The 21,469-nt window shown below is 65.3% G+C and carries 16 protein-coding genes and 1 pseudogene; 11 read left to right on the top strand and 6 right to left on the bottom strand.

Annotation, left to right across the window (positions count from 1 at the left end):
* Positions 1–10 precede the first annotated feature (10 nt).
* The 3 genes and pseudogenes from RAD15_RS36920 (at position 11) to RAD15_RS36910 (ending at position 2,105) form a co-directional block, all read left to right on the top strand.
* Positions 11–1,039, top strand: coding sequence for a c-type cytochrome (locus RAD15_RS36920; protein WP_458183640.1), 1,029 nt, complete (start codon positions 11–13; stop codon positions 1,037–1,039).
* 171 nt (positions 1,040–1,210) lie between these two features.
* Positions 1,211–1,300, top strand: a pseudogene (locus RAD15_RS36915) (MarR family winged helix-turn-helix transcriptional regulator); the annotation flags it as partial.
* Positions 1,301–1,385: 85 nt separating this feature from the next.
* Entirely contained in the window at positions 1,386–2,105 is a 720-nt protein-coding gene (locus RAD15_RS36910) for a class I SAM-dependent methyltransferase (RefSeq protein ID WP_458183700.1), read from the top strand.
* Between the two features lie 18 nt (positions 2,106–2,123).
* Here the strand turns inward: RAD15_RS36910 and RAD15_RS36905 are convergent, their stop codons facing one another.
* From RAD15_RS36905 to RAD15_RS36895, 3 genes are all read right to left on the bottom strand, one after another.
* Entirely contained in the window at positions 2,124–2,468 is a 345-nt protein-coding gene (locus RAD15_RS36905; protein ID WP_458183639.1) for a YciI family protein, read from the bottom strand.
* Positions 2,469–2,640: 172 nt separating this feature from the next.
* Positions 2,641–3,018 (bottom strand): VOC family protein, encoded by a 378-nt coding sequence (locus RAD15_RS36900; protein WP_458183638.1) that lies wholly within the window; start codon positions 3,016–3,018, stop codon positions 2,641–2,643.
* Positions 3,019–3,289: 271 nt separating this feature from the next.
* Positions 3,290–4,096, bottom strand: coding sequence for an N-acyl homoserine lactonase family protein (locus tag RAD15_RS36895; protein ID WP_458183637.1), 807 nt, complete (start codon positions 4,094–4,096; stop codon positions 3,290–3,292).
* A gap of 356 nt (positions 4,097–4,452) precedes the next feature.
* Between RAD15_RS36895 and RAD15_RS36890 the strand changes: the two genes are divergently transcribed.
* The 4 genes from RAD15_RS36890 to RAD15_RS36875 all read left to right on the top strand — a co-directional run bounded on the left by RAD15_RS36890 (position 4,453) and on the right by RAD15_RS36875 (position 11,080).
* Positions 4,453–5,997, top strand: a complete 1,545-nt coding sequence (locus RAD15_RS36890) for a caspase family protein (protein WP_458183636.1) — start codon at positions 4,453–4,455, stop codon at positions 5,995–5,997.
* 147 nt (positions 5,998–6,144) lie between these two features.
* Positions 6,145–6,816, top strand: a complete 672-nt coding sequence (locus RAD15_RS36885) for an OmpA family protein (RefSeq protein WP_458183635.1) — start codon at positions 6,145–6,147, stop codon at positions 6,814–6,816.
* A gap of 191 nt (positions 6,817–7,007) precedes the next feature.
* Positions 7,008–7,937, top strand: coding sequence for an efflux RND transporter periplasmic adaptor subunit (locus RAD15_RS36880; protein ID WP_458183634.1), 930 nt, complete (start codon positions 7,008–7,010; stop codon positions 7,935–7,937).
* A complete protein-coding gene (locus tag RAD15_RS36875; RefSeq protein WP_458183633.1) occupies positions 7,937–11,080 on the top strand; it encodes an efflux RND transporter permease subunit in 3,144 nt (1,047 codons plus the stop codon). Before RAD15_RS36880 ends, RAD15_RS36875 begins: the two co-directional genes overlap by 1 nt.
* 158 nt (positions 11,081–11,238) lie before the next feature.
* Here the strand turns inward: RAD15_RS36875 and RAD15_RS36870 are convergent, their stop codons facing one another.
* Positions 11,239–11,913, bottom strand: a complete 675-nt coding sequence (locus tag RAD15_RS36870; protein ID WP_458183632.1) for a Crp/Fnr family transcriptional regulator — start codon at positions 11,911–11,913, stop codon at positions 11,239–11,241.
* A gap of 234 nt (positions 11,914–12,147) precedes the next feature.
* On the opposite strand from RAD15_RS36870, the gene RAD15_RS36865 reads away from it, so the two are divergent.
* The 3 genes from RAD15_RS36865 to RAD15_RS36855 all read left to right on the top strand — a co-directional run bounded on the left by RAD15_RS36865 (position 12,148) and on the right by RAD15_RS36855 (position 18,023).
* On the top strand, positions 12,148–14,223 hold the full coding sequence (locus tag RAD15_RS36865; protein WP_458183631.1) for an AsmA family protein: 2,076 nt from the start codon (positions 12,148–12,150) through the stop codon (positions 14,221–14,223).
* Positions 14,224–14,470: 247 nt separating this feature from the next.
* Positions 14,471–16,918, top strand: coding sequence for an adenylate/guanylate cyclase domain-containing protein (locus RAD15_RS36860; RefSeq protein WP_458183630.1), 2,448 nt, complete (start codon positions 14,471–14,473; stop codon positions 16,916–16,918).
* A 277-nt stretch (positions 16,919–17,195) separates the two neighbouring features.
* Positions 17,196–18,023 carry a hypothetical protein gene (locus RAD15_RS36855; RefSeq protein WP_458183629.1) on the top strand — a complete coding sequence of 276 codons (828 nt, stop codon included), beginning with the start codon at positions 17,196–17,198 and terminating at the stop codon, positions 18,021–18,023.
* On the opposite strand, the gene RAD15_RS36850 is transcribed toward RAD15_RS36855, so the two are convergent.
* Positions 18,024–19,307 carry a Spy/CpxP family protein refolding chaperone gene (locus RAD15_RS36850; RefSeq protein ID WP_458183699.1) on the bottom strand — a complete coding sequence of 428 codons (1,284 nt, stop codon included), beginning with the start codon at positions 19,305–19,307 and terminating at the stop codon, positions 18,024–18,026. It lies immediately after the preceding gene.
* A gap of 145 nt (positions 19,308–19,452) precedes the next feature.
* Positions 19,453–20,436, bottom strand: coding sequence for a LysM peptidoglycan-binding domain-containing protein (locus RAD15_RS36845; protein WP_458183628.1), 984 nt, complete (start codon positions 20,434–20,436; stop codon positions 19,453–19,455).
* Positions 20,437–20,631: 195 nt separating this feature from the next.
* Here RAD15_RS36845 and RAD15_RS36840 point away from each other — a divergent pair, with 195 nt between their 5' ends.
* The gene (locus tag RAD15_RS36840) at positions 20,632–21,327 is read left to right on the top strand and encodes a hypothetical protein (protein WP_458183627.1); all 696 of its coding nucleotides are present in this window, start codon (positions 20,632–20,634) and stop codon (positions 21,325–21,327) included.
* Positions 21,328–21,469 lie beyond the last annotated feature (142 nt).

Here is a 21,469-nt window from a genome sequence, read left to right as displayed (position 1 = left end):
AGCAAGCCAATTGTTCCCGCGCGGATTCAGGGCTAGTTTATTTCTCTTCGCTGCCCGAAAGCCGGAGGCGAACATGGCACGATTGGGAGCGGCTGTTCAGGCGTTAGTTGCACTGCCCATAATTTTCGTATCTGCGGCGGGCGCGCAAGCGCAGACCACCGACAAGCCGCCGTTCTGGGCTTACACTTACAATCCGCCTGACTTCAAGCCGCCGTCCGATGACGGCCAACCTCGCCACGTTCCCGACAGCACGGTGAGCTATACAGTTCCACAAACGCGCGATCGCTTCCTCGCACCGGATTGGCACCCGGGCGACCATCCGGCGATGCCGACGGTGGTGGCGAGCGGCCGCGCGCCTGACGTCTACGCCTGCGGCTTCTGCCATCGTGCCTCTGGAACGGGTGGTCCGGAGAACGCCGACATCGCCGGCCTGCCGGTGGCCTACTTTATCCAACAGATGCAAGACTACAGGAGCGGCAAACGTACGACAGCACTGCCCGACCGCATTCCGCAAGCATGGATGATCTCGCTCGCGAAGGCAGCGAACGACGATGAGATCAAGGCGGCGGCTGAATATTTTGCCGCCATCAAGCCAAAGAAGTTGGTTGATGTGGTGGAGACCGAGACCGTGCCGAAACCAACGGTCGCGGGCTGGTTCTTCGTCACTCAAGGCGATGAACGCGAGCTGATCGGCATGCGCATCATCGAGACACCGGCGGACGTTGGCCGCTTCGTCAACCGCGACGCGCGCGTCCGCTTCACAGCCTATGTACCGCCCGGCAGCGTCGCTGCCGGTCGTGGGCTGGCCGCGAAGCCGGAGATCGCCTGCGCCGGCTGCCATGGCGAGAAGCTGACCGGCACCGACGTCGTGCCGAGCATCGCGGGGCGCTCGCCGACCTACATCTTCCGCCAGCTCTACGAATACCGGCACGGCTTCCGCGCTGGGCCGGAGAGCAAGCCGATGATCGATGTGGTCAAAACGCTCAAGGAGGCGGACTTTTTGCCACTTGCCGCCTATCTCGCCACGCTCGATCGGTGAAGCGGCCGACTATCAACGGCAGAACCTTTGTTTGGGGTGCAATGACAGGACCTTCGCCTTGCGCTCGAAAGGTGGGAAGCATGCGTGTCTGTTGTTGGCCCGACTCGGACCTCCGACGAGGTTTCGCCGCATTCGGGAGCATAGCGGACATGAGGCCCGCCTGACCTGAGTCGCAAGAGCTCGGCCCTGCTCGGCAAGATCGAGCAGAGCCTCGACCTGATCCAGACCAGCGAAGAGGCCGACGCCAAGCAGGCGTATTAGGGACTCATAGAGGCGCGGACGTCGGCGTTTTGGGGGGCCGGTTGAGGAGCTTGGTAGGCCCGTGACGGCACTGGCTTATAGAGTGATGCTTCTTGTGGCGCTTGCCGCCACTCGCGCATACGCCGCTGACATTAGTCATCTGGCTCCCCCTGGAGTCGCTGCAAACGAGTTTCCCTCACCACAGCGTCCTGTTGCACGGATCGTCAGCCCACGCCGCTCCGCCGAAGAGCACCGCGACGGCCTCAATGAGGCCGGTCAAATCGCACGTATGCTCGAACTGAAACCAGGCATGACAGTCGGCGACATTGGAGCAGGCGATGGCTACCACACGGTCAGGCTCTCCCGCCTCGTCGGGCCCGCCGGCTCTGTCATTGCCCAGGACGTCACGCGGGATTACCTCATCGAACTCGCCACGCGGACAGAACGTCTGAAGTTGACGAACGTGCAATTCGCGCTCGGCGAACCATACGACCCGCGTCTGCCCGCTTCCTCGCTGGACGCCGCAATCCTTGTGCATATGTACCACGAGATAGCCTACCCCTATGCCTTCCTCTACAATCTCGCGCCCGCCTTGAAGCAGGGTGCGCGGGTCGGAATTGTCGATCTTGAGCTTCCGACGTCGAAGCATGGCACGCCAATTGCGCTCTTGCGCTGCGAATTAACTGCCGTCGGCTATCGCGAGGTCGCCACATATAAGCTCGCAGGGGACGGAGGATACCTGGCGATATTCTCTCCGCCGGAGCCAGCGGCTCGAAAATCTCCCCGCGATATCGTTGCTTGTGTGGATCCTGCCGGCACTCGTTGAAACCATATCTGCCGCCCGTCATACATGGAGTGGTCGGACCTCTTGTGGCCAGCCACAAGCCATTGCGATCTTGCCGGCCCAAAACTTTGCCGACTCCCGATTGGAGACATCGACGACGGTGAAGCCACCGAGATACTCGGGGACATTGGAATACCGGCCTTCGGCGAAGTGCAGTTCGCCGCTGGTCTCGTCAGCACTGAAAGCCTTGCTCAGGTCTTCGTCTACTCCCGCGGCGAAGACGAGCACGCCCGCCTCCTTCATCTCCGCTAAGACTGCCCTGACCAACGACCCACGGGACTGAAACCACTCTTTGGAGTGATCACCGACCCATTGCTGGTTGAAGTAGATAATGTAGTGCGTCATGTGATCTCCTGTTATCTGCGGCCCGAAGAACACCCGTCGACCATTTCGCAAGTTCCGCTTATGGCCCGTCGCGCTTTAGTGCCTGCGTCCCATAGGAGACGATTTCCTACTTGCCAAGATTCGCTCCGCGATCCGGCAGCGCAAGAATGTCACGATGGGCCTGTTGCTCGAATTATTGCGCTCCCGCGCGGAGAGAGGTTGGCCAACCGACACGGACCAACGTTTCATCTGGGTCAGAGATCGCAAATTCGTACATCCCCCACGGCTTGTCTTCGGGTGATTGCTGAAATTCGCGCGCCGCGGCATCAACACTCTCGAGGTAAAGATAGACCCCAAAAGGGTTTCTACCCGGCGTTAGCCATCCCTCGACCGCGTCCGTCAGATGTAGATATCCGCCCTTCCCGTTCGACAGCATGCGATAGGTGTCGGGCTCTCCCGGAGCAGGCCTTTCGCTGTCGGGGCGCGCAAAGCCCAGCCGTTTGTAGAAACGCTCCGACGCATCAAGGTCATTACACGGCAGGATCGCGATCAAAGCTCCGGAAGGGCTCATTCGTGCACTCCGACGTCATGCAACAATTTTCGTCTGCTCTTTTCAATGTCTGAAAATTTGTCGCCTTTAAGGTGGGAGTTGGAGTTGGGACAGCCAGATGACCGCTTCGGGTCACTAGGTTTAGAGCGGGGTTTTCGCTCTCTCCCCTCGTCATTCCGGGGCGCCGCAAAGCGGCGAACCCGGAATCTCGCTCAACAAGCTCTAGATTCTCAGGTGCGCAATTGCGCACCGTAGTTCGCGCTTCGCGCGCCCCGGAATGACGGCTTCGCCGTCACTTCGCGAACGATCGCGACGGCGGCAAATGCAGCGCCCAGGCATCGACCTTGTCGCTGGCGCGCGGATAGATCTCGGTCACGATCGGATCGTGGCCGGGAATGAATCGATCAGGATGGCCGGCGAGGCGCTCGATCGTCTCCCAGCCCTGCGCCATGTCGCCGACATTGTAGACGATCGGGAACGGGCTGCGGCGCTGCAGATTGGCGTAGTAATGCGCCGCGTCGGACGCCAGCACCACGGGCCCGCGGGCGGTCTCGACCTTGACCACCTGCAAGCCGTCGGAATGGCCGCCGACACGGTGCACGGTGACGCCGGGCGCGACCTCGCCGTCGCCGGAATAGAAATTGACGCGCTCGCCATAGACATGGCGCACCATCTGCGTGACGTGCTCGACCGAGAACGGATGTCGCAGCAGTCCGTTGCACATGCAGCGCCCGGTCGCGTAAGCCATCTCGCGCTCCTGGAGATGGAAGCGCGCGCCCGGGAAGCGATCGAGATTGCCGGCGTGGTCGTAATGCAGATGCGTCACGATGATGTCGCGGATGCTCGACGCCGCGACGCCAAAACGCTCCAGCGCATCGACCGGATTGAGCGTCAGCTTGCGCGCCCGCAAGGTGGCCTCCTCCGCATTGAAGCCGGTATCGACCAGGATATCGCGGCCATGCCCTCGGATCAGCCAGACGAAATAGTCGAGGTCCTGCGCCGCACTGTCATGCGGGTCGGGCGCCAGGAAATTCATGTTGGGGGTGCGCGGCGACATCGTCGCATAGCGCAGGGCGTAGATTTCGTAGACGTTTCCCATGGTTTTGCTTTTCTGATTGGACCTTCGAGGGGACGATCGAAGCCAACAAGCCATCCTCCGCGAGAAAGGTCAAACGCCGCGGGTGGCGGCTCCAATGTGAGCCCAATCACATTTTCGTCGCCATCGCTGCCCTAACATGCTGCGGTAAAGTCAAACCAGATCGCGTCGAGCACAACCATGACGACCCGTTTATTCCCCTCGCGGCGCGCCCATACGTTGCGATCAATCGTCGCGATAACGCCGAATCTCCAAGCAGTTGACGCCCCCCTCCCCCGGTTTGATAATGCCTAGAGCGTAAGTTAAGGTCGCCGCGGCGCAAGCTGGATCGGCGCCTTTTTGGCTGGACCGCGCTGATTATGAAAATTCGCTTCCTTTTTCTTCTGGCCCTCCTCGCTTCGTTGATCCCGACTGCTCCATCGCTTGCAGCCGGCGACCGTTTTGCGCTCGTCATCGGCAACGCCAAATATCCGGATGCGGATGCCCCACTGAAGGAACCGCTGAACGATGCGCGCGACATCGCCGACGAGCTCAAGCGCGACGGCTTCAGCGTCGAAACCGGCGAGAACCTGAGCGGCGACGCCATGCGCCGCGCCTTCGACAAGCTCTACGCCAAGATCAAGCCGGGCTCGGTGGCGCTGGTGTTCTTCAGCGGCTTCGGCATCCAGTCGGCACGCCAGAGCTACATGCTGCCGATCGATGCGCAGATCTGGACCGAATCCGACGTGCGCCGTGACGGCGTCAGCCTGGAGACCGTTCTCGGCGAGCTCAATACCCGCGGCGCCGGCGTCAAGATCGCGCTGATCGACGCCTCCAGGCGCAACCCGTTCGAGCGCCGGTTCCGCAGCTTCTCGGCCGGCCTCACCCCCGTCATCGCGCCGAACGGCACGCTGGTGATGTATTCGGCAGCATTGGCCTCGGTGGTCTCGGACGCCGGCGGCGAGCACAGTCTGTTCGTCCAGGAGCTGCTCAAGGAAATCCGCGTCCCCGACCTGATGGCGGAGGAGACGCTGAACCGGACCAAGATGGGCGTCACCCGCGCCTCGCGCGGCGAGCAGGTGCCGTGGATATCCTCCTCGCTGGCCGAGGACTTTTCGTTCATCCCGGGAGCCGCCGGATCGCGTCCGACAGCGACGCCGCCGGCCGCGCCCCCCGCACCGCCGCCGGTCGTCGCCAACAACCCGCCGCCGGCACCGCCCGCGCCACCATCACCGCCTCCGCCGCCGAAGCCGGCCGACACCGTCGCAGCTCCCGCTCCCCCGCCTCCACCGGCGCCCGCACCGGCTCCGTCACCGAAGCCGCAGGTCGAGGCCGCCCTGCCCCCGCCGGCACCGCCGGCGAAATCGCCTGATCCCTCTCCCGCTCCCGCGCCGAACGCGGATGGCGGGCCGAGCGCGGCCGCCCTGGCGGAAGACCCCACCATCAAGGGCCTGACCGCCAAGATCGCGGCCAATCCGGACGACGTGAACGCGCTGTACCGGCGCGGCCAGGTCTATGCCAGCAAGGGCGCCTACAACCTTGCCATCAAGGATTTCGACGAGACGCTCCGGATCAACTCGAAGGACGTCGAGGCTCTGAACAACCGCTGCTGGACCCGCACCGTGGTCGGTGACCTCCAGGGCGCGCTGAAGGATTGCAACGAGGCGCTGCGGCTGCGGCCGAACTTCGTCGATGCGCTGGACAGCCGGGGGCTCGTGAATTTGAAATCGGGAGCGGTCAAGAACGCCATTGCCGATTTCGACGCGGCCCTGCGGATCAACCCGCGCCTGACCTCCTCGCTGTTCGGACGGGGCCTCGCCAAGCAGCGCAACGGCTCCGCCCAGGAAGGGGCGCTGGACATTGCGAACGCCAAGGCGATGGATCCGAACATCGTTCAGGAATTCGCAAGCTACGGAGTACGCTAGTATTTTTTTGAGTTGAGGCAAGTGATGCCTCGAACCCTCGGCGGCCCAGGGAAGACTAAAGGACGGATGCCGCAGGCGGCCTTTCCCGAGGGGCCAATTGCAGGAATTTTGGAACCGCGCAGGGCAGTTGCGCAGGAGGGACTGGCTATGAGACTGGCTGCAAAAGGACTTACCGCGATCCTGTCGATCATGACCATCGGCGCCGCCCTGTCGCTGCCGCCCTCGTCCGCATTCGCCGGCGAAGAGAGCAACAGCAAGAACGTCACCGAGGACGAGATCGTCCGCGCGCTCGCGCCGCCGGCGAAAAAGCCCCTGACCCGCGGCCTTTCCATGAGCCCGCAGGCCGAGCCGGCGCCGAACGCGGCGGAAACCAAGCTGATCCAGTCCGTGCGCGGCCGCTCGACGCGTTCGCTGTCGTCGACCGAGCGCGAGGAAATCGCCTCCGTCGCCAAGGACAAGCCGAACATCGATCTCGAAATCACCTTCGACTACAATTCGGCCAATATCAGCGCCAAGTCGATGGCGTCCGTGCAGGCGCTCGGCCGCGCGCTGACCAGCCCCGACCTGAAGGGCTCGACCTTCGTGGTCGCCGGCCACACCGACGCCGCCGGCGGCGAGGCCTACAACCAGGACCTGTCGGAGCGCCGCGCGGATTCGATCAAGCGCTACCTCGTCGAGAAGTACAGCATCTCGGCGACCGATCTCGTCACCGTCGGCTACGGCAAGAGCAAGCTGAAGGACCCCGGCCAGCCGATGGCGGAGGTCAATCGCCGCGTGCAGGTCGTCAACATGGAAAACAAGACCACCGCATCGAAGTGAGCACGACGTCACTGCTTTGAAGTGCCAATCGTTAGAAGTGCCAATCCTTAGACGTGCCAAGTCGTGATGTGGTGTAAAGTCTCGCTTCCAGAGCGCGTCCCGCAGCCTTGCGGGACGCTGCTTTATTTCAGGGGAACGCTCTCTATGGACCGCGTGCGGATGGCCGTGAGCCAGGCCAGGACGATCCGGCGATGAATTTCAAGGAATATCTCAAGCCTGCCGGAACCGTGGCGTTCGTCGTCGTGCTCGGCGTCGGCTACTACCTGTTCGAGCATCGGCATCGTCCCGAGGCGAAGGAAACGCCGGGCGAGGCGCTCGTCATCGTGACGAAGTCGACCAATGCGTGCTTCTCCGATCTGGTGCGGGTGACCGGCTTCTTCGTGCCGCGCCGCGAGGCCGTCGTCGTCGCCGACCAGGAAGGTTCCAGGGTCACCGACCTCTTCGTGACCGAGGGCACTGTCGTCACCGACAACCAGGAGCTGGCGCGCCTGACGGCGCCGCCGCAGATCCCGGGCCAGCCGCAGCGCCCCGGCCCGCAAGGCCCGATCTCGCTGAAGGCGCCCGCGCCGGGCCTCGTCACCGAAGTCCGCACCATCGTCGGCGCGCCGGCCTCGCCGCAGGCCGGCCCGATGTTCCGCATTGCCGTCAACAGCGAGATCGAGCTCGACGCCCAGGTCCCGGCGGTGCACATGCCCAAGCTCAGCTCCGGCGCGACCGTGCGCATCAGCCGCGACGACGCGCCCGACCTGATCGGCCGGGTCCGCCTGGTGGCGCCCGAGATCGACCGCACGACGCAGCTCGGCCGCGTCCGCATCAGCGTCACCAACAATCCCTCGCTGAAGGTCGGCGTGTTCGCCCGCGCCTCCATCGACGCCAAGCGAAGCTGCGGCGTCGCGGTTCCCAAGACCGCCATCGACCATCTCACCGTACAGGTCGTCAAAGGCAACATTGTCGAGACGCGCAAGGTGCGGGTCGGACTGTCGTCCGACACCGCAACGGAAATCCTGGAAGGGCTCGACGTCGGCGAAATCGTCGTGGCCGATGCCGGCTCTTCACTGCATGACGGCGACCAGATCAAGACCATGTTCGCCGATGAACTCGATCGCACGCGGGTACGCTGATGGCTCTCAATATCTCGGCATGGTCGATCCGTAATCCGCTGCCGTCGGTCGTCTTTTCGATCATCCTCCTGATCCTCGGCTGGACGTCCTTTACCAAGCTCGCGGTGACGCGACTGCCTTCGGCCGACATTCCCGTGATCTCGGTCGCGGTCTCGCAGTTCGGCGCAGCGCCGGCCGAACTCGAATCCCAGGTGACCAAGACGGTTGAAGACGCCGTCTCCGGCGTCGAGGGCGTCAGGCACATCACCTCGCAGATCACCGACGGCCTGTCGGTGACCACGATCCAGTTCGCGCTCGAGACCAACACCGACCGCGCGCTCAACGACGTCAAGGACGCGGTGACGCGCGTGCGCTCCAACCTGCCGCAGAACGTCACCGAGCCGCTGATCCAGCGCGTCGACGTCATCGGCCTGCCGATCGTGACCTATGCCGCGATCTCGCCCGGCAAGACGCCGGAGCAGCTCTCCTATTTCGTCGACGACGTGGTCAAGCGCGCGCTGCAGGGCGTCCGCGGCGTCGCCCAGGTCGAGCGCATCGGCGGCGTCGAGCGCGAGATCCTGGTCTCGCTCGATCCCGACCGTTTGCAGGCGATGGGGCTGACCGCCGTCAATGTCAGCCAGAGCCTGCGCGGCACCAATGTCGACGTCGCCGGCGGCCGCGCCGAGATCGGCAAGAACGACCAGGCCATCCGCACGCTGGCCGGCGCCAAGACGCTGGGCGACCTCGCCGGCACCATGATCCCGTTGTTCGGCGGCGGCGAGGTCCGGCTCGACGATCTCGGCACCGTCACCGACACCATCGCCGACCGCCGTACCTTCGCCCGCTTCAACGGCGAGCCGGTGGTGGCGCTCGGCATCAAGCGGTCCAAGGGTGCCAGCGACGTGAAGGTCGCCGAGGCCGTGCAGAAGCGCATCGACGCGCTGAAGGCCGCCTATCCCGATGTCGACCTGAAGGTGATCGACACCTCGGTCGAATACACCAACGGCAATTACCACGCGGCCATCTCGACCCTGTTCGAAGGCGCCATCCTCGCCGTCGTCATCGTGCTGTTGTTCCTGCGCGACCTGCGCGCCACCATTATCGCGGCGATCTCGCTGCCGTTGTCGATCTTCCCGGCGTTCTGGGCGATGGACCTGCTCGGCTTCTCGCTGAACCTCGTCAGCTTCCTCGCCATCACGCTCTCGACAGGTATTCTCGTCGACGACGCCATCGTCGAGATCGAGAACATCGTCAGGCACATGAACATGGGCAAGTCGCCCTATCGTGCCGCACTCGAAGCCGCCGACGAGATCGGCCTCGCGGTGATCGCGATCTCGCTGACGATCATCGCGATCTTCGCGCCCGCGAGCTTCATGTCGGGCATCGCCGGACAGTTCTTCAAGCAGTTCGGCATCACCGTCTCGGTGCAGGTGTTCTTCTCGCTGCTCGCGGCGCGCTTCGTCACACCGGTGCTCGCCGCCTACTTCCTCAAGCATGGCCATCACGAAGAGCCGCCGCCCGGCCGCGTGCTGCGGTCCTATCACAGGATCGTGGCATGGTCGGTGAAGCACTATTTCATCACGGTGCTGGCCGGCTTCGGCGTCTTCGCCGCCTCGATCTGGAGCATCACGCTGCTGCCGCAGGGCTTCCTGCCGGCACAGGACAGCGCCCGCTCGCTGCTGGCCCTCGAGCTGCCGCCGGGCACCCAGCTCGCCTACACCGAAAAGGTCACCGAGGACATCGTCGCGCGCCTGCGCAAGCGGCCCGAGGTGAAGAGCATCTTCGTCGACGGCGGGCGCGTCCCGCCGGGGACCCAGGAAGTGCGGCGCGCCGCCCTGATCATCAACTACACGCCCAAGGACAGCCGCGACATCACCCAGCGCGAGCTCGAATTCTCGATCAGTCAGGAGCTGGAGAACGTTCCGGACATCCGCTTCTGGTTCCTGGACGAGAACGGTCTCCGCGCGATCTCGCTGGTGGTGACCGGTGTCGACCCCAACATCGTCAACAACGTCGCCAGCGAGCTTGCGACGCAGATGAAGCGGATTCCGACCATCTCCAACGTCATCTCGGAGACCTCGCTGGAACGCCCCGAGCTGCGTATCGAACCGCGCGCCGATCTCGCCGCACGGCTCGGCGTCTCCACCGAAAGCCTGTCGCAGACCATCCGCGTCGCCACCATCGGCGACGTCGGACCTGCGCTCGCCAAGTTCGACGTCGGCGACCGGCTGGTGCCGATCCGCGTGCAGCTCGAGGATGCCGCGCGCGGCAATCTGAAGACGCTGGAGCAGTTGCGCGTGCCACTCGGCGAGCACGGCGAGAAGGGCGGCGTGCCGCTCTCGGTCATCGCCGACGTCAAGCTCGACCAGGGTCCGACCAGCATCAACCGCTACGATCGTGAGCGGCAGGCGACCGTCGCGGCCGACCTCGTCGGCTCCGCCGCGCTCGGCGATGCCACCAAGAAGATCTCCGAGCTGCCGGTGATGAAGAGTCTGCCGAAGGGCGTGAAGGTCTCGCCCTCCGGCGACGCCGAAAGCCTGAACGAGCTGTCCGACGGCTTCGCCACCGCCATCACGGCAGGCCTGATGATGGTCTACGCCGTGCTGGTGCTGCTGTTCGGCACCTTCCTGCAGCCGATCACCATCCTGTTCTCGCTGCCGCTCTCGATCGGCGGCGCCATCGCGGCCCTGCTCATCACCGGCAAGCAGCTGACGACGCCGGTGTGGATCGGCATCCTGATGCTGATGGGCATCGTCACCAAGAACGCGATCATGCTGGTGGAATTCGCCATCGAATCCATCCACGCCGGCAAGCCGCGCGAAGAGGCAATGATCGACGCCGGCATGAAGCGCGCCCGCCCCATCGTGATGACCACGATCGCGATGGCCGCCGGCATGATGCCGAGCGCGCTCGCGGTCGGCGCCGGCGGCGAATTCCGCTCGCCGATGGCACTCGCGGTGATCGGCGGCCTGATCTTCTCGACCATCCTGTCGCTGGTGTTCGTGCCCGCGATGTTCATGGTGATGGACGATCTCGGCGCGCTGATCTGGCGCTTCGGCAAGCGGCTGATCGTGCACAGCGAGGATGCGGAGACCGATGGTCATCACGGAGCCGCGGCGACGCCGCCCGTGCCAAAGAATATCGTCCATCCGGCCGCGGAGTAGAGTTCACGGGAGCCGGGACAAAACGCCGGCACGATCCTCGAAGAGCTCGACAATAAGGCAGCGCTCGTCGAATTCAGCGACGACGATGGGCGACGATATGCCGTCGCCCGTGCCCGCGATCTGAGTTTACCGACGTTGCATGACGTGCCGGAGGCAGCCTACTCGTTCCGCGCGATCGCCGTCAGCTTGGTGATGTTCCTCAGCAGGATGCGGCCGCGCTGGAGGTCGAGGATCGCTTCCTTGCGCCAGGCCTGAAGCTGGCGGTTGACGCTTTCGCGGGCGGCGCCGACGAAGACGCCGAGCTGCTCCTGCGAGATGTGAACCTCGGAGCCGAAATCGGCCGCGAGCGCGCAGAGCCGCCGCGCCAGCCGCACCGGCAGGGGCTGCAGCATGGATTCCTCCATGCGTTCGCTCTGCCAGCGGATCCGCTGGCACAGCAACGCGATGATCTTGATCGCGACCTTCGGCTCGCGTTCGAGGAACCCGAGGAAATCCTCGCGCCGCAGCACGAACAATTCGCTGGCCTCGCCCGCGGTCGCGTCCGCGGTGCGGCTCTGGCCGTCCAGCACCGCAACCTCGCCGAACAGGTCCCCCGGGCCCATGAAATTCAGCGTCAGCCGGCTGCCGTCGGAGGCGCCGGTCTCGATGCGGACCTGGCCGCGGCGCACGCCGAACAGCGCGTTGCCGGCATCGCCCTTCTGGAACAGCACCTCGCCGTTGCCCAGATGCTGGGTATGGCAGAGATTGGACAATCGCTGCAGTTCGTCCGCGCCAAGATCGGCGAACATCGCGTTCATCTTCAGGATGACCGCAAACTCGGCCTGCTTGCTCATTTCAATGTCCTTGTGATTCTACTCGTCAATTGCTTGGCAAATCGCTTGGAACCATCAACATCAGGATCGCGTAAAACCGCGCCGGAGAAGTGTGTCATAAGTCACATAACTTTGCAGCACCCCTCGACTATTTTTACGCGCTTGGAGCCACTTCCCGTCCGGGGATAAACTCAGGCGCAAAGAACGGGCAATCTGCCGGATTCGACGGCAATCATCCGTCGTTGGAAAGTCGACATGAGAGCAGTGAAATTCGCCGGCGCGGCGGTGGCCGCCGTCATCATCGTGATCGCACTCCTGCTGGTGGTCGGGATCCCCTCGGGCTTCCTGACCTCGACGATTGCCTCGCGGGTCGAGAGCGCAACCGGCTACCGCCTGTCGATCGACGGCACCACGAAGATCAGCCTGTGGCCGACGCTGAACGTCACGCTGAACGACCTCACGCTCCAGGACCCGAAGGACCGCAGCGGCATCACCCGTCTGACGGTCGACAGCGTGCAGGCCGACATGTCGCTGTCCAGCGTGTGGTCGGGCCGCCCGAAGATCGGCGAGCTCGTCGTCACCCATCCCGTGATCTACCAGCCGCTGCTGCGCGAACGTCTGCCGAATGCCGGCGCCTCGTCGAAGCCGCTCGCGCTCGACACGGACGGCGCGACCATCGATCGCGTCAAGGTCATCGACGGCGAAATCGCCTTCGCGCGCCTGCGCGATCGCGTCGAGGGCCGCATCAGCGCCATCAACGCCGAGGCCGTCGTCGGCCGCGACCGCAAGGTCAATATCACCGGCACCGCGCGTGTCGGCGAGCACCCGACCAAGTTCGACATCAAGGCGGCCACGCCGGCGCCGCCAGCCGATCGGCCGACTGTTCCAGTGGAGTTCGCCATCGACATGCCCGATGTGCTGAAGTCCCAGCTCACCGGTCATGCCGAGATGCGGCTGAACGGCGATGTCATGATGATCAACGGCGTGAGTGGCTCGCTCGGCGAGGGCGCGTTCAACGGCTGGGCTTCCGTCGACATCGCGAGCAAGCCTCTGGTGAAGGTTGATCTCGACTTCCAGCGGCTCGCGATTCCCCTGGCAAAAACGCCCGATGGCGCGGCCGGCCAGCCCTGGAGCAATGCGCCGATCGACGTCTCCGGGCTCAATTATGTCGATGCGCAGATCAGGATCTCCGCGCACGAAGCCGTCATCGGCGATGCGCGCCTTGCGCCGCTGGCGCTCGACGCAAAACTCGCCGGCGGCGTGCTGAAAGCCGGCACCGCCAATCTCGGCGCCTATGGCGGCCAGGTCTCGGGCGAAGTGATCCTGGATGCGACCACCGGCGCACCGAGCTTTGCCATGCATTCCGACCTCGTCGGCGTGCGCGCGCTGCCGCTGCTCCAGGGCCTCGCCGAATTCGACCGGATCGACGGCAAGATGCAGGCCAAGCTCGCGTTGCGCAGCGCCGGCACCAGCCAGCGCGCGCTGATGGCGAACATGCAGGGCACGGCCTTCGTCAATTTCCAGGACGGCGCGATCCGCGGCATCAACGTCGCGCAGATGATCCGCTCGCTGACGTCGGGCACGCTGTCCGGCTGGCAGGAAAACCAGGACCCCAGCCGGGAGCAGAGCACCGACCTGTCGCAGCTCTCGGCCTCCTTCCGCATCGACAAGGGCCAGGCGGTGACGACCGATCTCAATCTGATCGGTCCGCTGGTGCGCGTCACCGGCGCCGGCACCATCGCGCTCGACACCAAGATGATGGGCTTTCGCGTCGAGCCGAAGCTGGTGATGACGACCGAAGGCCAGGGCCGCACCTCCGAGCCGGTCGGCTTCGGCATCCCCGTGATGATCCAGGGCACCTGGTCGCAGCCGCGGATCTACCCTGATATGGCCGGCATGCTGGACAATCCGGACGCCGCCTATGCCAAGCTGCGCGAGATGGGCAAGGGCCTGTTCGGCCCCGATGGCGCCGGGCTCGGCAACATCCTGGGCAGCCTTGGTAACCTTGGGCTCGGCGGCGCCGCCGCGCCGGGCGGCAATGCGACCGGCAATGCCAATCCGCAAACCCAGCAGCAGCCGGGGCAGAACAATCTGCTCGGCGGCCCCCTGGGCGAGGCCATCGGCAATTTGATCCAGCAGGGGCTTTCCAGCGGCGCGGGAGCTGGCGCAGGAGCCAGCACGGGCACCGGCCGCAGCCGCGGCCTGCCGGCAACGCCATCCACACCGGCACCGCAGGCCTCGCCCGCGTCTCCGGCCCTGGAGGACCCGCCGGTGGCGCAGCAGGACAGTCAGCCGATGAACGACGTGCTGCGGCAGCTCTTCAATCGATGATGGGCGGACCAACGCGCTGGACTTCACCGCGATCCCTTACAGCGGCTTGCCCGCCCACGGCTTCCTCCGAACGGATGAGGCGGCAACATTTCACCGCCCCTACACCCGCCCCGGCGTCCACGGCGGGGTAACCACGCCAGCCGGTCCGCCGGTGCCGGACGGTCCGCCGGCCCAAATTGTGGTAGAAGGCTCCGGGGGCCTGTACGGCCCGTAGCGCCGGCGTCGAAGGCGGCGCAAGAGGATCGGGATGGCTGGAGCGAACGACAAGACACGGTTTCTGCGCGAGGGCCTGTTCGCCAAATACGTCGTCTCCCTCGTCGGCCTCGTCGTGTTCGTGCTCGCCGTCAACGGCGCGATGGAGACATGGATCTCCTATCGCGCCACCAGGACGTCGCTGACCGACGGGCTGGAGGACAAGGCGCAGTCCGCCGCCCGGCGGATGGAGCAGTCGATCTCCGAACTCGAGCGCCAGATCAGCTGGGTGACGCGGGCGAGCCAGGACACGCTCGAGAAGCGCCGGGCCGACTACGCCTCGCTCCTGCACCAGGTCTCGGTCGTCAACCAGCTGTTCCAGCTCAACGGCGAGGGCCGCGAGGTGCTGCGCGTCTCGCGCCAGTCGACCACGACGGGCAGCAATGCCGACCTCTCCCGCGACATGCGTTTCACCGACACCGTCGCCCGCGGCGTCAGCTATGCGCCGGCCTGGTTCGTCGACCGGACGCCGTTCATGTCGATCTCGGTGGCGCATTCCGGCTTCAACGCCGGCGTCACCGTGGCCGAGATCGATCTCAGCTTCCTCTCCGACTTCCTGTCCGACGCCCAGGTCGGCAAGGCCGCCTTCGCCTATGTGGTCGATCCGCGCGGCCGCGTGCTGGCGACGTCGTCGAAGGGGCCCGAAATCGGCAAGGACCTGTCGAAGCTGCCGCAGGTGGCGGCCGCGATCGCGCCCGGCCACGAGCCCGACACGTCGGGCACCGACTTCAACGGCCATGCGGTGATGAGCGCCGCGAGCACGGTGCCGAAGCTCGGCTGGAGCGTGATGTTCGAGCAGCCGACCACGCAGGCCCTGATGCCGATCCGCGACCAGCTTGTGCGCATCGCATTGCTGATGGGCATGGGCCTCATGGTCGCGATCCTCGCCGGCACGCTGCTCGCCCGCCGCATGATCATTCCGATCACCGCGCTGCGCGACGGCGCGCACAAGCTCGGCGAGGGCGATTTCAATCACCGCATCGACGTGCACACCTCCGACGAGCTGGAGGACCTCGCCGGCCAGTTCAACCGCATGGCGGGCCAGATCCAGGAAACCTATTCGAACCTGGAGACCAAGGTCGAGGAGCGCACCCGCGATCTCGCGCAGTCGATCAACGAGCTCAAGGTGCTGGAAGAGGTCGGCCGCGCGGTCGCCTCCTCGCTCGATCTCAACGCGGTGCTGCCGACGATCGCGGCGCGCGCGATCGAGATCACCCAGGCCGATGCGGTGCTGATCTATGGCTTTGATGCCGGAACGCGCCGCTTCAACCTGGTCGAGGCCAACGGCATCGACAAATCCGCCGACGGCGCGCATCTCACCATCGACGAGGGCCAGAATATCCTGAGCGATGCCGCGGCGAGCTGCGAGCCGATCGCGATTGCCGATCTCGACCATGCGACCGAGCAGCCGCTGCGCGACGTCGCGATCAATGCCGGCTTTCATTCGGTGCTTGTGGTGCCGCTGGTGGACCAGCAGGGCACGCTCGGCTCGCTGGTGATGCTGCGCCGCGCCAGCGGCGAGTTCGCCGGCAGCCTCACCGGCCTGATGCGCACCTTTGCCAACCAGGCCGTGCTGGCGATGCGCAATGCGCGGCTGTTCACCGAGGTCGATCACAAGAGCCACGCCCTGGAGACGGCGAACGAGACCGTACGCGCCCAGGCCGACAAACTGCGCGTGCAGACCGAGCAGCTGACAGACTGGAACAAGTCGCTGGAGGAGCGCGTCAAGACCCAGCTCGGCGAGATCGAGCGGATCCGCAAGCTCGAGCGTTTCCTGGCGCCGCAGGTGGCGCAGCTGATCGCCTCCTCCGACAGCCCCGAGGGGCTGCTGACCAGCCAGCGCCGCGAAGTGACCGTGGTGTTCTGCGACCTGCGCGGCTTCACCGCGTTCACGGAAGCGACCGAGCCGGAAGAGGCGATGAACGTGCTGCGCGAATATCACGCGGCGCTCGGCAAGCTGATCTTCAAATATGAGGGCACGCTCGACAAATATGCCGGCGACGGCGTGATGATCCTGTTCAACGCGCCGATCCAGTTCGAGGATCACACCCAGCGCGCCGTGAAGATGGCGGTGGAGATGCGCGACACCATCGGCCCGCTGACCGAGCGCTGGCGCAACCGCGGGCACAGCCTCGGCTTCGGCATCGGCATCGCGCTCGGCTATGCCACGCTCGGCCAGGTCGGCTTCGAGCAGCGGCTGGAATATGCCGCGATCGGCAGTGTCACCAACCTCGCCTCGCGCCTTTGCGGCGAAGCCAAGCCCAACCAGATCGTGGTCAGCCGCCGCGTCTACGGCATCGTCGAGCCCTGGGTGGAAGCCCGCGCGCTCGACGATCTCCAGCTCAAGGGCTTCAATCACCCGGTGCTGGCGATGGAGATTTTGAACTGGCGCGAGGAAGTGGACAACGTCGTGGATGCTGCCGCGGCAAGGCGAAGGATGTAAGCGCCTTCGGCGGGCGTCGCAGCCCTGATGTGACCACTGGCATACACTCAACACTCCGCTGTCATGCCCCGGCTTGACCAATGGCCAACCTGTCAGTGATGTGTCCGAACAGGCGTCAGCTATGTCCCCAGTCTAAACACTTCGCGGGCGATGACAGTTGGGAATGCGAACCACATCCCTCCTCCCCGCGACTAACCATCGCCTCAACGGCGAGGCGGAATTCCGATGGAGACGATCTGTGGCGCTTGCCTTGCCTTCGCGTGCGTATGATTTGCAGATGCTGGACCGGCCCGCGGATCGCGCGCGCGACCAGGGCTGGGTCTACGGCCTGCCGCCGGGCATCAGCAGCGAGCAATGGCCGCTCGATCCCGTCACCGGATATCCGCTGATGCACGGCTTCACGCTGCTGCTGCCGGAGGATTACCGCGTGCATGGCGAGGACATCGTCGCGGTGTCGTTCTTTGCCACCGCGCCCGACCACAATGACGGCGGCGCGCCCGACGATCCTGAAATCCGCGAGGCCGTGCAGGCGCGCGCCTCGCATCCGCGGCTCTCGCGCATGACCGACATCCTCGACTACGAATATGCCGCGCTGCTGCTGACGAAAAGCGAATACGAAGGCCCGTTCGCGACGCCGCCGACGCCGCTCGCGCTGGCGACGGCCGACCGGCCGCGCTGGCTCGATGTCGGCGGCGCCAGTGCCTTCTTCGAGACTGCCGCGCCCTACGCCAAGAAGATGTTTGCCAGCGCCCCGCGCGCCGATCTCGACGAGACCCGCGCGATCGCGATCGTCCCACGCGCGACCGATCCGAATGCCGGCAAGGCGCCGCAGGACGAGTACACAAGCCGCGTTGCGCCGACCGGCTATCAGCCGTTCTACTATTACGTCGGCGGCGTGCCGAGCCGCGACAATTACCGCCTGCACGATTGGGGCAAGGACCACGCCCACAATCATCTCGGCGGCACCATGCGGCCCTGTCAGGCGGTGCCGGAGATGAGCCCGTTCTACATCGAGTTCGAGGAATATTTCGGCGGCTACAATTTCGGCGGCGGCAACGCGCAGCTCGATTTTAGGGATATGAAATTCGACTGGGCGTGCGGGTGATCACGCGCCCCGCTTCGGCCCGATCGCCTCGAAGCCCGCCTTCTGCTCGTCGCTCAGATCCGCTTCGAAATCATCGAGCGCATCAGTGACGCCGTTCACTGCCTGCAGCATCGTCGCCAGCCGTGCCTTCACGGCCGCGAGGCGGGCCAGCGGTGTCGCGGCGGCCTCCGCAGGGCAGGCGCTCAGTGTCTCCATGGTGCGCAGCGTGGTGTCCTGGAGCACGTCGAGGCGGGCGCGGGCGGTTTCGTCGAGGCGGAGCGTGGAGGCAATCTCGTCCGCGGGCCATTGCTGCTGCATGAGCTGCTCATACTGGCGCTGCGCCTTTTCGTCGTAGCGGGGATCGTAGTCCGGCCGGCACGCGGCGGCAGCCTGTGCGTCCTTGGACTGATCCTTGGGTTGGCGAGACGCCAGCACGGCGCGACGATCATTGGCGAGGGCATTGAGCCTGGCTTTCTGGTCGTCGTTGAGGAGACCTGCAAACTTCGCCAGCGGCGCTTCGATCGCATCCGTTGCCTTGATCATCGCCTCGATGCGCTCGCGCATCAGGCCGAGGCGCTCCGCGGCCGTCGCGGGCGCCTGCGCCGGGCAAGCGGCGCGGATGGTGTCGCGCGCCGCATTCCAGGCGGCCGCGAGCTCGTCGAGCGCTGCGCGCTGCAACTCGTTGGGTGCCACAGTCGCGGCGATGCGATCGACCGGCAGGCCGCCGGTGTCGCTGGCATCGCAGATCGCCTCAGCCGAGAGGACCTTTCGGCCGCGCCTGCCTTGCGGCGCGGTGTAGGCGGCAAGCTCGGTGGCCGCATAGGGCGCGAAGATCGCGGCGTAGATGTCGCCATAGCCGTAGAGCGAGAGGCTGGTGCTGTCGCCGAACACGATTGCGGTGGTGAGGTCGTCATGCGCGAACGGCCAGAACACCGGGCCGGCCCAGCCATAGCTGCCGTCGGGATGGCGCCACCAGCCCTGCGGGCTGCGGCCACCGTGCCAGCCCGACAGCGCAGCCTGCGCCGTGAGCGCCGCACGGATGATGTAGGGATTGGAAGGCTGCCCGCGCTCGACACCACGGGGATCCTGGGACCGCAACGCAGCGGAACGATAGCGGCCACCACGCACCGCCATGCGGGCATGGCGCAAGCGCGACAGGCCGATCACGTGACCAACGGCGAAGCGCGCAACACCGAGCGGACCGCCGCGCAGTCCGAACTGCGCCTCGGCCCTGTTGGGCAGCAGCACTGCCGCAATGACGAGGGCAGCGCCGGCCAGCGCCAGTCCCATGCGTGATCCCGACATGCCCACAGAGCCGGCCACTTCCTGGCCCTCCTCCCGCGCGCGAGCGCGCATTGCGTCTCACCGAGATGACGCGCAGGGGAACCAAATGTTCCGCCGGCACAGAGGGCAAAGCGTCGCAACGCGCAAGCGCAGCGCGGACGCGGTTTTACTGCGCCTTTTGCGGCAACACGAACGTCTGACCGGGGTAGATCAGGTTCGGATTGTGGATCTTGTCGCGGTTGGCGTTGAAGATCACCGCGTAGCGGGCACCGTCGCCATAGGCGAGCCGGCTGAGCGCCCACAGGCTGTCGCCGCGGGAGATCACCCGGTTGCCGCCTGTTTCCGCCGGTGCCGTGTTGAGGACGTCCGCCGGCGAAGCCGATGCGACCGTGGTGGCCGCCGGCACCCGCGCCATGGCCCTGGGTTTCGGTGCGCCCGTCAATCTCGGCCGGGGTCTGTCAGGCGCCGAGGCCAGATGCGTTGACGGCAGGGATGCCACGACGTCCGATTTTTCGTCCGGCTTGTCGGCCTGCTTCGCGACCGGCGCGGGGCGCGGCGGCGGCGGCGCGGCTTCGGCGACGGTCACCGTCATGCTGCGGCCGGATTGTGTGACGGTGCCGTCCGGCGCCCTGGCGCGCAGCGTCAGCTCGTAGGTACCCGAGGGAAGCTGCGGCGGGGTCATCACGAACTGGCCCGAGGCATCGGCGACCACCGTGTCGAGCGGCTTGCCGTCGCGCAGCAGCTCGACCTTGGCGCCCGGCGTGGCCTGGCCCGCGATCACGGCCGCCTCGCCGTGATCGTCGACGCGCGCGACGTCGAAACGAGGACCGCTATCGGCAGCCGCCGGCGGCGGCTTGACCGGTGCGATATCGGCCAGCGCCGCGACCTGCTTCTGGGTCTCGGCCATCGCACTCGCCTTCGGCTCAGGGGCAGGGACAGGAGCGGCGACGGATGCCGGCGGCGCACTGGCCGCGAGCTTCGGCTCCTCCGGCTTCGGTTCGACCTTGGCTTCCGGTTTGATGGCCGTGGCGATCTCTTTCTGCGTCCCGCCGGGCAGCAGGCGGCGCAGCTCTGTGGGGCCGATCACCAGCACGGTGCCGGCCAATGCGAGCAGACAGAATGCAATGAGGGCCTTGGATACGGTGATCATCAGAACAGAACCTTGGCGAACGCTGGGTCGCAAATCAGCCGAAGGCGGCAAATTGCGCCGATTTGGCTACGGCAGCAAGACGTTCGAAGGGATGATGAGTCTTTCGCTCCAGCGCGCCAGGGGATGAACCGGCGCGGCCCCATCGGCGTCAAATGAGCGAGGCCGCATCGCGGCATTTTTTTAGGGATTTTCCCCGTGAAAGCATTTTGCCGTCCCGCACAATGGCTGGCGCTTGCCCTGACGCTGGCCGCTTCACCCGCCTTGGCCGCATCGGGCCCGCCGCCCGGTTTCGTCCTCACTGACAACGCCGACCTCGCCTTCACCTCGCCCGACGGTGCCACCAAGCTCGAGCAGTACATGAAGGACAGTGAAGACCTTTTCGGCGTCAAATGGCAGGTCTGGGCGCGACGCGGCGATCAGATGACGGAGCTGAAGCCCGAGCAGGGCTATGGCGCCGGCTTCCGCTTCACCAGCGACTCGCAATGGCTGGTGCGGATGCAGAAGACCGGTTCGGGCTCGCAGGATCTGTTCCTCTATCATGTCGAGAACGGCGCCTTCGTGAACGCGACGAAGAAGTCGCTCAGCGATCTCGCCTGGGCCTATTTTCACAACCGGCCCGACACGAAGAACATGAAGCTCGACTATCACATCTCGGCCAATCTGATGAAGGGCACCGAAGATGCCTATCGCTGGCTCGGCGTCGACTGGCCCAACAACCGCTACCTCCTGATCTCGCTGTCGGGCGCAATGGACAAGCATCCGAAGAACGTTGCCGTGAAGGGACTGGCCGACTGGAAATGCCGCTATGACCTCAAGACCGGCAAGTTCGACGTGCCGACGATGTTTGCCAAGGGCAATGCGGAAGCGCTGAACTGGGAGATCAAGCGGTAAGAATTACGCCGCGATCGTCATGCCCGGGCTTGTCCCACGGGTGTCCGGTTTAGGTTTGAGCCAGACTTAGGCACATCTGGGGCTGATCTTGGCTGATCGTGGGTGGTTGGAGCAAGCTGTCGATACGGCGGCGCTGCATGAG

The sequence above is a fragment of the Bradyrhizobium sp. 14AA genome (assembly GCF_054185205.1).
Note: the sequence above shows the minus strand (reverse complement) of the source record. Positions and strands in the feature narration are given on the sequence as shown.

Coding starts and splice junctions, on each gene's coding strand:
- RAD15_RS36910 (WP_458183700.1), top strand. CDS start 1,386: ATGCTTCTTGTGGCGCTTGCCGCCACTCGCGCATACGCCGCTGACATT.
- RAD15_RS36905 (WP_458183639.1), bottom strand. CDS start 2,468: ATGACGCACTACATTATCTACTTCAACCAGCAATGGGTCGGTGATCAC.
- RAD15_RS36900 (WP_458183638.1), bottom strand. CDS start 3,018: ATGAGCCCTTCCGGAGCTTTGATCGCGATCCTGCCGTGTAATGACCTT.
- RAD15_RS36895 (WP_458183637.1), bottom strand. CDS start 4,096: ATGGGAAACGTCTACGAAATCTACGCCCTGCGCTATGCGACGATGTCG.
- RAD15_RS36890 (WP_458183636.1), top strand. CDS start 4,453: ATGAAAATTCGCTTCCTTTTTCTTCTGGCCCTCCTCGCTTCGTTGATC.
- RAD15_RS36885 (WP_458183635.1), top strand. CDS start 6,145: ATGAGACTGGCTGCAAAAGGACTTACCGCGATCCTGTCGATCATGACC.
- RAD15_RS36880 (WP_458183634.1), top strand. CDS start 7,008: ATGAATTTCAAGGAATATCTCAAGCCTGCCGGAACCGTGGCGTTCGTC.
- RAD15_RS36875 (WP_458183633.1), top strand. CDS start 7,937: ATGGCTCTCAATATCTCGGCATGGTCGATCCGTAATCCGCTGCCGTCG.
- RAD15_RS36870 (WP_458183632.1), bottom strand. CDS start 11,913: ATGAGCAAGCAGGCCGAGTTTGCGGTCATCCTGAAGATGAACGCGATG.
- RAD15_RS36865 (WP_458183631.1), top strand. CDS start 12,148: ATGAGAGCAGTGAAATTCGCCGGCGCGGCGGTGGCCGCCGTCATCATC.
- RAD15_RS36860 (WP_458183630.1), top strand. CDS start 14,471: ATGGCTGGAGCGAACGACAAGACACGGTTTCTGCGCGAGGGCCTGTTC.
- RAD15_RS36855 (WP_458183629.1), top strand. CDS start 17,196: ATGCTGGACCGGCCCGCGGATCGCGCGCGCGACCAGGGCTGGGTCTAC.
- RAD15_RS36850 (WP_458183699.1), bottom strand. CDS start 19,307: ATGTCGGGATCACGCATGGGACTGGCGCTGGCCGGCGCTGCCCTCGTC.
- RAD15_RS36845 (WP_458183628.1), bottom strand. CDS start 20,436: ATGATCACCGTATCCAAGGCCCTCATTGCATTCTGTCTGCTCGCATTG.